This window comes from Streptomyces sp. CC208A (assembly GCF_030010625.1).
Classification (GTDB): domain Bacteria; phylum Actinomycetota; class Actinomycetes; order Streptomycetales; family Streptomycetaceae; genus Streptomyces.
Genome location: NZ_JASCXN010000026.1, coordinates 112,416 through 123,452, shown reverse-complemented (window position 1 = coordinate 123,452; position 11,037 = coordinate 112,416). Strand labels below are relative to the sequence as shown.

The window sequence follows — 11,037 nt, the reverse complement described above, 5'->3', positions numbered from 1 at the left end:
CTGCGGTCTGCACGGGCTTACTAAGCTGATCAGAGACGCTTGAGGAGTCGGGCCGGAACGAGGACGTGGGCGGGCGTGAACGTGAGCGAGGACCAGGGCCAGAGCCAGAGCCAGGACCGAGACCAGATCCAGGATCGGGGCCAGGATGATGGCGATGGCCAGGGGCGGGAGCCCGGGGCGGGGGGGCAGGGGCCCGAGGCCGATGGTCGGGAGTCGGGGGCGGAGGGGCCGGAGGGCGGCCCGGGCGGTCAGGCGGCTGGAGCGGAGGGTGAGCGGCCGGAGGCTCGGTTGGAGCGGGCTGTGCGGGTGGCCGAGCAGGCGCTGATCGAGTTTGAGATCGCCGTGGAGACGTTCCGGGTCGAGGTGGAGAACTTCTCGCGGCTGCATCACGAGAAGCTGGGGCCGATGTACGCGCGGCTCGACGAGCTGGACGCGTCGATCGCGGAGGCGCGGGCCGCGCGGACCGGGGACCCGGAGGACGTGAGGCGGGCGCAGGATGCGCGGGCCGCGGTGCTGCCGCTGCCGGGGGTCGAGGCCCTCTTCGACGACTGGCTCGACTCCGAGGGCCTCTCCCCCGAGGCGGCCGCGATGCTGACCGAGCGGCCCGTGCGGCCTCCGCAGCGGGTGCGGCCCAGCGAGGAGGTGCGCCGGCTCTACCGTGAGCTGGCCCGCAAGGCCCATCCCGATCTGGCGCGGGAGGAGGACGAGCGGAGGCGGCGGGAGGAGTTCATCACCCGGGTGAACGCCGCTTACGCGCGGGGCGACGAGCGGCTGCTCCGGGAGCTCGCCGACGAGTGGGAGGCGGGCCCGGCGCCGGCCGAGGAGCGGCTGAGCGAGAGCGAGGAGCTGTACGCGCGGCTGGAGTGGCTGGCCCAGCGCAAGGACCTGCTGTCGGTGCTGGCGCGGGAGCTGGAGGAGAGCGCGATCGGTTCGATGCTCCGGCTGGCGCCGGAGGACCCGGACCGGCTCCTTGAGGAGATCGCCGAGCAGTTGCGCGGCCAGGTGTCCGAGCGTGAGGCCGAGCTGGCCGCGCTGGTGGAGTAGGTTTTCAGGGGCGAGGCAGTCCCCCGTATCCGTCGTGCCTGCCGTGCCCCCCACGTACACGAGAGAAGGACAGTGTCATGAGTTTCGCCCCGCTTCCGTCGGTGCCCGCCGCGGCCGTGCCCGCCGATGCCCTGGTGCTGGACGTGCGGGAGGACGACGAGTGGGCGGCCGGGCGGGTCGAGGGCGCGCTGCACGTGCCGATGAGCGACTTCGTGGCGCGGTTCGCCGAGGTTGGCGAGGCGCTGGCCGAGCACGGGCGTGCCTATGTGATGTGCCGGGTGGGCGGCCGGTCGGCGCAGGTCACGCAGTACCTGGTGCAGCAGGGGTACGACGCGGTGAACGTGGATGGCGGGATGGTGGCCTGGGAGAGCGCCGGGCGTCCCGTGGTGTCGGACCACGGGCCCGGGTTCGTCGCCTGAGTCGTACCGGTACGGCTCAGTCCGCGGCGAGGAGGTCGCCCAGGGCCTCCTCGTGGGCGGCGGCCGGGCCCAGGGAGAGTTCGAGGTACTTGGCCCAGGCGTGGTAGCGGTGCAGGGGGTGGTCGGTGTCGGCGCCGAAGCCTCCGTGCAGGTGCTGGGCGGTCTGGACGACCCGGCGTACGCCCTCCGCGGCCCAGATCTTGGCGACGGCGAGATCCGCCTCGGCGGGTAGGTCCGTGTCGGCGGCCGTGGTGATGCGCCAGGCGGCCTGCCAGAGGGTGGCCTCCATGGCGCGGAGGTCGATGTAGCGGTCGGCGGTCTGGACGGCGACGGCCTGGAAGGTGGCCACGGGGTGGCCGAACTGTTCGCGTTTCCCGGTGTACTGGCTGGTCATGGCGAGGACCTGTTCGCCGAGGCCGAGGGCGAGCGCGCAGGTTCCGGTGGTGAGCAGGGCGCGGAGCGCCGGCCAGGCGTCGGGGGCGTCGAGGACGCGGCCGGTGTCGAGGCGTACGGCGTCGAGGGACAGCCGGGCGAGGCGCTCGCCGTGGGTGCCGTACTGGGCGTCGAGGGTGAGGCCCGGGTGGTCGTGGGGGAGCAGGGCGAGGACCGTGCGGCCGTCGGCGGTGTGGGCGGGGACGGCGGTCAGGTCGGCCTGGTGGGCCCACGGGACGTGGTCGGTGGTGCCGTCGAGGATCCAGTGGGTGTCGTCGTGGTGGGCGGTGACGGCCCGCTCGGCGGGTTCGTGGCCGGTGGTGCCGTGGGCGGCGGCGGTGAGGACGAGTCGGCCGGCGGCGACCTCGGGCAGGAGTGCGGCGGCGGTGCCGGCCGGGGCGTGGTGCTGGAGGACGTGGGCGACGGCGGTGGTCTCCAGGAGGGGGACCCGGGCCAGGACGCGGGCGGACTCGCGCAGGACGAGGCAGAGGGCGATGGGGTCGAGGCCGGTGCCGCCGTGCTCCGGGGCGATCAGGAGCCCGAGGAGGTCGGTGGCGGCGATGTGCTGCCACAGGGGGCGGTCGAGGTCGTCGGCGACGGCGGTCGGGGTGAGGGCGGGGCTGGGTACGGCGTCGGGGGCGACGTCGGCGAAGACGGTACGGGCCGTCTCCGCGGCGGCCTGCTGCTCCTCGGTGAACGTGAAGTCCATGGCCCGGTCCTTCCGTCGCTGTCCGCTGCCGTTCCGGCGGCCCGTCAGGCGGTGCTCGGCTGACGGGCCGTCAAGATAGAACAGGTTCTAGCGGAAGGGAATGGGCTCAGCGGTCGAAGTCCAGCTCCACCTCGGGGGTGGCGGGGTGGGACTGGCAGGCCAGGACGTAGCCGGCGTCGGTCTCCTCCGGTTCGAGGGCGAAGTTGCGGTCCATGCGGACCTCGCCGCCGACGACGAAGGCGCGGCAGGTGCCGCAGACGCCGCCCTTGCAGGCGTAGGGGGCGTCGGCGCGGGCGCGGAGGACGGTGTCGAGGAGGGTTTCGCCGCGCTCGACGGGCCAGGTGCCGGAGCGGCCGTGGAGGGTGGCCGTGAGGGTGGCGTGGACGGGGGTGTCGGCGGTGGGGACGGGAGCGGGGCCCGAGCCGTCGTCGACGTGGAAGATCTCCTGGTGGACGCGGGCGCGGTCGACGCCGAGGCCGAGCAGGGCCTGCTCGGCGCCCTGGACGAGGCCGTAGGGGCCGCAGAGGAACCAGCCGTCGATGTTGCCGACCGGGAGGAGGGTGGGCAGGAGGGTGGTGAGCCGGTCCTGGTCGAGGCGGCCGGAGGGGAGGCCGGCCTGCTGTTCCTCGCGGGAGAGGGCGGTGACGAGCTGGAAGCGGTCCGGGTGACGGTCCTTCAGGTCGGCGACCTCGTCGAGGAACATCGTGGAGGCGGCGGTGCGGTCGCTGCGGATCAGGCAGAACCGGGCCTCGGGTTCGCGGTCGAGGAGGGTGGCGGCCATGGAGAGCACCGGGGTGATGCCGCTGCCGCCGACGACGGCGGCGAAGTGGCCGGGGCGCGGGTCGAGGACGAACCGGCCGGTGGGGGCCATGACGTCGACGGTGTGGCCGGGGGTGAGTTCCTTGAGCGCCCAGGTGGAGAAGGACCCGCCGTCGACGAGGCGGATGCCGACGCGGAGTTCGGGCCGCTCGCCGGCCGGGGCGGCGGGGGAGCAGATCGAGTAGGTGCGGCGGATCTCCTGGCCGGTCTCGTCGGTGCGGCGCAGCGCGAGGTGCTGGCCGGGGCGGTGGCGGAAGGTCTCGTGGAGTTCTTCGGGGACCGCGAAGGTGACGGCCACGGAGTCGTCGGTGAGCCGTTCGACCCGGCTCACCGGGAGCGGGTGGAACATCTACAGCTCCTTGAAGTGGTCGAAGGGTTCGCGGCAGGAGGTGCAGCGGCGCAGGGCCTTGCAGGCGGTGGAGGAGAAGCGGCTGAGGAGTTCGGTGTCGGTGGAGCCGCAGTGGGGGCAGCGGATGGCGAGGGTGAGGGGGACGGGGCCGCCGGCCGGGCCCTGCGGGCGGGGCGGGGCGATGCCGAACTCGGTGAGTTTGCGGCGGCCTTCCTCGCTGATGTCGTCGGTGGACCAGGCGGGGGCGAGGACGGTGACGACGGTGACCTCGGGGATGCCGTGCTCGTGGAGGGCGTGCTCGATGTCGGTGGACATCGTCTCGACGGCGGGGCAGCCGGTGTAGGTGGGGGTGAGGGCGACCTCGACGCGGCCGGGGCCGGTGACGTGGACGCCGCGGAGCACGCCGAGTTCGGCGAGGGTGAGGACGGGCAGCTCGGGGTCGGGGACGGCGCCGGCGATCCTGGCCAGTTCCTCTTCGAGGGGGGTGGTGGTCACCATGTCGCCCCCGGGTGGCTGCGGTGCAGGTGCTGCATCTCGGCGAGCATCCGGCCGAAGGGTTCGGTGTGGAGGCCCTGGCGGCCGGCTCCGGCGGCCCAGGCGCCGGTGCGGGGGCCGGTGGGGACGGTGAGGCCGGCGCGGGTGAGGACGTCGGTGACGGAGTCGAGCCAGGCCGGTTCGAGGGCGGCGGTGTCCACGCCGAGGCCGTCGAGGGGCTGGAAGGGCTCGCCGGTGTAGCGCCAGAGGGCGTCGCAGGTGGTCTGCATGCGGCGCCGGCTCTCGTCGGTGCCGTCGCCGAGGCGGAGGGTCCAGTGCTCGGCGTGGTCCTGGTGGTAGGCGACTTCCTTGACGGCCTTGGCGGCGAGTCCGGCGAGGGGGCCGTCGCTCGCGGCCAGGGCCGCGTAGAGCAGCCGCTGGTAGGTGGAGAAGTACAGCTGGCGGGCGATGGTGTGGGCGAAGTCGCCGTTGGGCTGTTCGACCAGCTGGAGGTTGCGGAAGGCGCGCTCCTCGCGGAGGAAGGCGAGTTCGTCCTCGTCGCCGACGAGGGAGAGGAGGACGCGGGCCTGGCCGAGGAGGTCGAGCGCGATGTTGGCGAGGGCGACCTCCTCCTCCAGGACGGGGGCGCTGCCGGCCCACTCCCCCAGGCGCTGGGCGAGGACGAGGGCGTCGTCGCCGAGGGCGAGGGCCGCGGGGGCGATGGCGGGGTCGACGGCGGCTGCCGTGGCGGAGCCTGTGGGGGCGTGTGCGGCGGTGCCGGTGCCGGTGTCGGCGCCGGTGGTGTCCGTGGTGGTCACAGGTGCTTCACCCCCTCCGGGATCTCGTAGAAGGTCGGGTGCCGGTAGGGCTTGTCGGCGGCCGGCTCGAAGAAGGGGTCCTTCTCGTCCGGGGAGGAGGCGGTGATCGCGGTGGAGGGGACGACCCAGATCGAGACGCCTTCCATCCGGCGGGTGTAGAGGTCCCGGGCGTTGCGCAGGGCCATCTCCGCGTCGGGGGCGTGGAGGCTGCCGGCGTGGGTGTGGGAGAGCCCTCGGCGGGAGCGCACGAACACCTCCCACAGGGGCCAAGTGTCGCTGCTCATGCCTGTGCCTCCCCATGCTGTCCGGTGTGCTTGCGCGCGTAGGCCGCGGCGGCCTCTCTGACCCAGGCGCCGTCCTCGTGTGCCTGGCGGCGCTTGGTGATCCGCTGGTCGTTGCAGGGGCCGTTGCCCTTGAGGACGTCCCAGAACTCGGCCCAGTCGATGGGGCCGAAGTCGTAGTGCCCGCGCTCCTCGTTCCACTTCAGGTCGGGGTCGGGGAGGGTGAGGCCGAGGGCCTCGGCCTGCGGGGCGGCGATGTCGACGAAGCGCTGGCGCAGTTCGTCGTTGGAGTGGCGCTTGATCTTCCAGGCCATCGACTGGGCGGAGTGCGCCGACTCGTCGTCGGGCGGGCCGAACATCATCAGGGAGGGCCACCACCAGCGGTCCACCGCGTCCTGGGCCATGGCGTGCTGGGCCTCGGTGCCGCGGGAGAGGGCGAGCAGGGCTTCGTACCCCTGGCGCTGGTGGAAGGACTCCTCCTTGCAGACGCGGACCATCGCCCGGGCGTACGGGCCGTAGGAGCAGCGGCAGAGGGGGACCTGGTTGGTGATGGCGGCGCCGTCCACGAGCCAGCCGATGGCGCCGACGTCGGCCCAGGTGAGCGTGGGGTAGTTGAAGATCGAGGAGTACTTCTGGCGGCCGGAGTGGAGCTTGTCGAGGAGCTCGTCGCGGCTGACACCGAGGGTCTCGGCGGCGCTGTAGAGGTACAGGCCGTGGCCGGCCTCGTCCTGGACCTTGGCCATGAGGATGGCCTTGCGGCGCAGGGAGGGCGCGCGGGTGATCCAGTTGGCCTCGGGCTGCATGCCGATGATCTCGGAGTGGGCGTGCTGCGCGATCTGGCGGATGAGGGTGGCGCGGTACGCCTCCGGCATCCAGTCGCGCGGTTCGATGCGCTCGTCGGCGGCGACGGCGGCGTCGAACACCGCCTCGCGGGCGGCCTGTGCCGCCGCGTCGGCGGCGTCCGTGCCGGGCGCCTCCGCGGTCACTGCCGTCCCTGCCGTCCCTGCGGTCATCGCACTCCCTACCGACCGATCGTTCGGTTGAATGACTTCAATGGTGGGTCGGCGGCCCGTATGGTGTCAACCCTGTGGATAACCGGGCTGCGCCGTTCGGGGCGCCCAGGAGCGGGTCGCCGGGCGGGTCACCGGTGGGAACGGGATCGGGTCGGGAAGCCCGGGATCGGGGTGGGATGAGCGCGCACATCGACGGCAGCGCGGAGCGGCGGCCGACCGGAGGGATCCTGGCGCTGTCCCTGCCGTACCAGGTGGTGGCGGCGGTGGCGCTCGCCGCCCTGGCCGTCCTCGCCTGTCTGCACCTGGCGATGGTGTTCCTGCACGTGGCTCCGTCGAACACGGTCACCAAGCAGCACGGGCAGGCCGTCGACGACTGGATCTACCCCGAGTTCGAGCAGAACTGGAAGCTCTTCGCACCCAACCCGCTCCAGCAGAACGTGTCGGTGGAGGTCCGCGCCGAGGTCGCGGGCGCCGACGGCACCTCCCGTACCACCGGCTGGATCGACCTCACCGCCCAGGACACGGCGGACGTGCGGGGCAACGTCTTCCCCAGCCACATCCAGCAGAACCAGCTGCGCCGGGCGATCGACTGGTACGGCAACGCGCACGACGACGAGGGTCGTCCCAAGGGCATGCGCGGCCGGCTCTCGGAGACGTACATGCGCCGCATCGTGCTGCTCCGCATCGAGGGGCCCGGGGCGCGGGCGGACGTCGGCGGGAAGGTGGAGCGGATCCAGCTCCGCCGGGTCACCCGGCCGGTGCCCGCCCCGCACTGGAGCACCGAGAAGCGCTCCACCACCCCCTCCACCAGCCTCATGCCCTGGTGGGAGATCACCGACGCCGACCGCAGCCGTACGGAGACGAGCCGATGACCGCCCCCCTCCCCGCCCCGGCCGCGGCTCCGGCGCGCGTGCCCCTCGACCGCAGGCTGGCCCGGGCGGCGCAGACCGTCACCTCGCGCGCGCTCGGCCCGTACCAGACCGCGATCGTCCGGATCGGCTTCTCGTTCACCTGGCTGTTCTTCCTGGTGCGGGAGTTCCCGCACCGGCACGAGATGTACGGCCCCGACGGCCCCTGGTCGTTCGAGCTCGCCCGGCGGCTGATCGCCGACAACCGGGCGTTCACGGTCCTGATGTGGTCCGACGGGCGGCTCTGGTTCGAGGTGGTCTACGGGCTCGCGGTGCTCGCCGCCGCGCTGCTGCTCGTCGGCTGGCACACCCGGGCCGTCTCGGTGGTCTTCATGATCGGCGCGCTGTCGTTGCAGAACCGGTCCGTCTTCCTCGGCGACGGCGGCGACAACGTGGTGCACCTCGTCTCGATCTACCTCACCCTGGTCCGCTGCGGCCAGGTGTGGTCCCTGGACGCCCGGCGGGCCGCCCGCAGGGCCGCCCGGGCCGACGAGGCGCACGAGGGGCCCGCCGGGCGGGTGGAGCTCGTGGGGCCGGCCCTCTGGGTCGTCCTCGGCGGCTTCCTGGTCGCCGCCACCTGGTTCAGCCCGGTCACCGGCGAGTGGTGGGTGTACGTGCTGCTGTGGGTGCTGTGGCTCAGCCAGGGCCTGTGGTGGCTGGTGGAGCAGTACGCGCCCGGCGAGCCCCGCACCCTGCTGGACGTGCTCGCGAACCTCACCCACAACGCGGCGCTCATGGTCCTCATGGCCGAGGTCTGCCTGATCTACGCCACCGCAGGCTGGTACAAGATCCAGGGCTCGCGCTGGCAGGACGGCACCGCGCTGTTCTATCCGCTGCACCTGAACTACTTCACGCCCTGGCCGGCCCTCTCCGAGCTGCTCGCCTCCAGCGGCATCGTGGTCATGCTGGTCAGCTACGGCACGGTGATCGTGCAGGTCGCCTTCCCGTTCACGCTCTTCAACCGCAAGGTGAAGAACGTCCTGCTCGTGGCGATGATGATGGAGCACGCGGGGATCGCGGTCCTGCTCGGCCTGCCGGCCTTCTCGCTCGCGATGATCGCCGCCGACGCCGTCTTCCTGCCCACGGTCTTCCTGGTGTGGCTCGGCGCGCGCGTGGCCCGGGGACGGGACCGGCTGCTGCGGCGGACGCCCGCCGCCGCGGAGCCGCCCCCGCGGCGGCCCGCGGAGACCGGGGCTGAGGAGGAGAGGACCGGCGGGAAGGCCGGGGGCGAGGACGCTCCCCGTACCCTCGTCGGGTGAGCACCACCGAAGAACACCCCGCACCGGCCGGGGCCGAGCCGGTCCAGTACGACGAGGGCTACGGCCCCGAGATCGGCGTCGGCCCGCACCCCGGGCCGTGGCCCGAGGACCCGCGCTACGACCGCGAGCTGCTGGCGGAGGGCGACCGGCGCAATGTCGTGGACGCGTACCGGTACTGGACGCGGGAGGCGATCGTCGCCGACCTCGACACCCGCCGGCACGACTTCCACGTGGCCGTGGAGAACTGGGGCCACGACTTCAACATCGGGTCGGTGGTGCGGACCGCCAACGCCTTCCTGGCCAAGGAGGTGCACATCGTGGGGCGGCGGCGCTGGAACCGGCGCGGCGCCATGGTCACCGACCGGTACCAGCACGTGCGGCACCACCCCGACACCGAGGCGCTGACCGCCTGGGCGGCGGCCGAGGACCTGCCGATCATCGGCATCGACAACCTGCCGGGCTCCGTGCCGCTGGAGCGGACCGTGCTGCCCCGCCGCTGTGTGCTGCTCTTCGGGCAGGAGGGGCCGGGGCTGACCGAGGAGGCCCGCCGCCATGTGCGGACGGTCTGCTCGATCGCCCAGTTCGGCTCCACCCGGTCGATCAACGCCGGGGCGGCCGCCGCGATCGCCATGCACGCGTGGGTGCAGCGGTACGCGGACATCCCGGAGTCCTGACCGGCGGGTCCGACCAGGTCCCGATCCAGGTCCGACCGTCCGGTGCCGGGACGATCCCGGCACCGGGACGTCTTGCCGGGGTCAGGCCTGGCGGCGCACCTCGACCACGCGGAAGCGGTTGGAGACGAAGGCGCCGTCGCACAGCGCCGCGTTCGCCGCCGGGTTGCCGCCCGAGCCGTGGAAGTCGGAGAACGCGGCCGTCTGGTTCACGTACACCCCGCCCGTCAGGTTGAGCGAGAGCTGCGCCGACTCCTCCAGGCAGATCTCCTCCACGGCCCGCTCGGTGTCGGCGGAGGTCGTGTAGGCGCCGACCGTCATCGCGCCCTTGTCGCGGATCGTGCGCCGCAGCAGCTCCAGGCCGTCGGCCGTGGAGTCCACCGAGACGGCGAAGGAGACCGGGCCGAAGCACTCGGAGAGGTACGCCGCCTCCGCGTCCGGCTTGGAGCCGTCCAGCTTCACCATGACCGGGGTGCGGACGACCGCATCGGGGAAGTCCGGGTTGGTCACCTCACGGGAGGCCAGGGCGACCTCGCCCAGGCCGGCGGCCGCCTCCAGGCGGGCCTTCACGTCGGGGTTGACCAGGGCGCCGAGCAGGGCGTTGGCCCGGGCGTCGTCGCCGAGGAGGCCGCCGACGGCGGCGGCCAGGTCGGCCACCACCTCGTCGTAGGACTTGGGGCCCTGGTCGGTGGTGATGCCGTCCCGGGGGATCAGCAGGTTCTGCGGGGTGGTGCACATCTGGCCGCTGTACAGGGACAGCGAGAACGCCAGGTTGGACAGCATCCCCTTGTAGTCGTCGGTGGAGTCGATCAGCACCGTGTTGACGCCGGCCTTCTCCGTGTAGACCTGGGCCTGGCGGGCGTTGGCCTCCAGCCAGTCGCCGAAGGCGGTCGAGCCGGTGTAGTCGATGATCCGGATCTCCGGGCGGACGGCCAGGGTCTTGGCGATGCCCTCGCCCGGGTGCTCGGTGGCGAGCGCCACCAGGTTCGGGTCGAAGCCGGACTCGGCGAGGACCTCGCGGGCGACCTTCACGGTCAGGGCGAGCGGGAGGACCGCGCGCGGGTGGGGCTTCACCAGGACCGCGTTGCCCGTGGCGAGGGAGGCGAACAGGCCCGGGTAGCCGTTCCACGTGGGGAAGGTGTTGCAGCCGATGACCAGGGCGATGCCGCGGCCGACGGGGGTGAACTCCTTGGTCAGCTCCAGCGGGTCCCGCTTGCCCTGGGGCTTGGACCAGGCGGCCCGGCCCGCGGGGGTGCGGGTCTGCTCCTCGTACGCGTACGCCACCGCTTCCAGGCCGCGGTCCTGGGCGTGCGGGCCGCCGGCCTGGAACGCCATCATGAACGCCTGGCCGCTGGTGTGCATGACCGCGTGGGCGAACTCGTGGGTGCGGGCCGAGATCCGGGCCAGGATCTCCAGGCAGACCAGGGCGCGCGTCTTGGGCCCGGCGTCGCGCCAGGCGGGCAGGCCGGCGCGCATGGCGGGCAGCAGCACGTCGACGTCCGCGTGCGGGTACTCGATGCCGAGCGCGGGGCCGTACGGCGAGATCTCGCCGCCGGTCCAGCCGTCGGTGCCCGGCTGGTCGAGGTCGAAGCGGCCGTTCAGCACCGCCTGGTGGGCGGCGAGGCCGGCGGCCGCGTCCAGCGAGCCGTCCGCCCCGTACGCCTTGGGGTGCTCCGGGTACGGCGACCAGTAGGCGCGGGTGCGGATGGTGGCGAGGGCCTGATCGAGTGTGGACCGGTGCTTCTCGGCCAGAACGTCGGTGGTCGGCTGGGCGGTGGCCATGGATGGACCAACTCCTCGTCGAGCTGGGCAGGGAGACGCGTACGGAGTTAGAGTAACCG

General features: G+C 73.1%; 12 protein-coding genes. 5 read left to right on the top strand and 7 right to left on the bottom strand.

Going from position 1 to position 11,037, the window contains the following annotated elements:
- The first annotated feature begins 288 nt into the window (after window positions 1–288).
- Entirely contained in the window at window positions 289–1,044 is a 756-nt protein-coding gene (locus tag QK442_RS25690; protein WP_282696427.1) for a hypothetical protein, read from the top strand.
- A gap of 77 nt (window positions 1,045–1,121) precedes the next feature.
- Window positions 1,122–1,463, top strand: a complete 342-nt coding sequence (locus QK442_RS25685) for a rhodanese-like domain-containing protein (RefSeq protein WP_282696426.1) — start codon at window positions 1,122–1,124, stop codon at window positions 1,461–1,463.
- Window positions 1,464–1,479: 16 nt separating this feature from the next.
- Here QK442_RS25685 and QK442_RS25680 read toward each other — a convergent pair whose 3' ends face one another.
- The 6 genes from QK442_RS25680 to paaA all read right to left on the bottom strand — a co-directional run bounded on the left by QK442_RS25680 (window position 1,480) and on the right by paaA (window position 6,358).
- Window positions 1,480–2,604 carry an acyl-CoA dehydrogenase family protein gene (locus QK442_RS25680; RefSeq protein WP_282696425.1) on the bottom strand — a complete coding sequence of 375 codons (1,125 nt, stop codon included), beginning with the start codon at window positions 2,602–2,604 and terminating at the stop codon, window positions 1,480–1,482.
- 106 nt (window positions 2,605–2,710) lie between these two features.
- Complete coding sequence (locus tag QK442_RS25675; protein WP_282696424.1) at window positions 2,711–3,772, bottom strand: 2Fe-2S iron-sulfur cluster-binding protein; 1,062 nt, start codon at window positions 3,770–3,772, stop codon at window positions 2,711–2,713.
- Complete coding sequence (gene paaD / locus QK442_RS25670) at window positions 3,773–4,270, bottom strand: 1,2-phenylacetyl-CoA epoxidase subunit PaaD (RefSeq protein ID WP_282696422.1); 498 nt, start codon at window positions 4,268–4,270, stop codon at window positions 3,773–3,775. It abuts the gene before it with no gap.
- Window positions 4,264–4,968, bottom strand: coding sequence for a 1,2-phenylacetyl-CoA epoxidase subunit PaaC (gene paaC, locus QK442_RS25665; protein WP_282696435.1), 705 nt, complete (start codon window positions 4,966–4,968; stop codon window positions 4,264–4,266). Before paaC ends, paaD begins: the two co-directional genes overlap by 7 nt.
- Before the next feature lie 92 nt (window positions 4,969–5,060).
- On the bottom strand, window positions 5,061–5,348 hold the full coding sequence (gene paaB, locus QK442_RS25660) for a 1,2-phenylacetyl-CoA epoxidase subunit PaaB (protein ID WP_282696421.1): 288 nt from the start codon (window positions 5,346–5,348) through the stop codon (window positions 5,061–5,063).
- Entirely contained in the window at window positions 5,345–6,358 is a 1,014-nt protein-coding gene (gene paaA / locus QK442_RS25655) for a 1,2-phenylacetyl-CoA epoxidase subunit PaaA (RefSeq protein ID WP_282696420.1), read from the bottom strand. The genes paaB and paaA overlap by 4 nt, the downstream gene beginning before the upstream one ends.
- A 176-nt stretch (window positions 6,359–6,534) precedes the next feature.
- Here paaA and QK442_RS25650 point away from each other — a divergent pair, with 176 nt between their 5' ends.
- Genes QK442_RS25650 through QK442_RS25640 form a run of 3 tightly spaced genes read left to right on the top strand, consistent with a single transcriptional unit; the run spans window position 6,535 to window position 9,199 of the window.
- Window positions 6,535–7,230 carry a DUF5819 family protein gene (locus tag QK442_RS25650; RefSeq protein WP_282696419.1) on the top strand — a complete coding sequence of 232 codons (696 nt, stop codon included), beginning with the start codon at window positions 6,535–6,537 and terminating at the stop codon, window positions 7,228–7,230.
- Window positions 7,227–8,525 (top strand): HTTM domain-containing protein, encoded by a 1,299-nt coding sequence (locus tag QK442_RS25645; protein WP_282696418.1) that lies wholly within the window; start codon window positions 7,227–7,229, stop codon window positions 8,523–8,525. The genes QK442_RS25650 and QK442_RS25645 overlap by 4 nt, the downstream gene beginning before the upstream one ends.
- A complete protein-coding gene (locus QK442_RS25640; RefSeq protein ID WP_282696417.1) occupies window positions 8,522–9,199 on the top strand; it encodes a TrmH family RNA methyltransferase in 678 nt (225 codons plus the stop codon). The genes QK442_RS25645 and QK442_RS25640 overlap by 4 nt, the downstream gene beginning before the upstream one ends.
- A gap of 81 nt (window positions 9,200–9,280) precedes the next feature.
- Here the strand turns inward: QK442_RS25640 and paaN are convergent, their stop codons facing one another.
- On the bottom strand, window positions 9,281–10,978 hold the full coding sequence (gene paaN / locus QK442_RS25635) for a phenylacetic acid degradation protein PaaN (protein WP_282696416.1): 1,698 nt from the start codon (window positions 10,976–10,978) through the stop codon (window positions 9,281–9,283).
- Window positions 10,979–11,037: the final 59 nt, after the last annotated feature.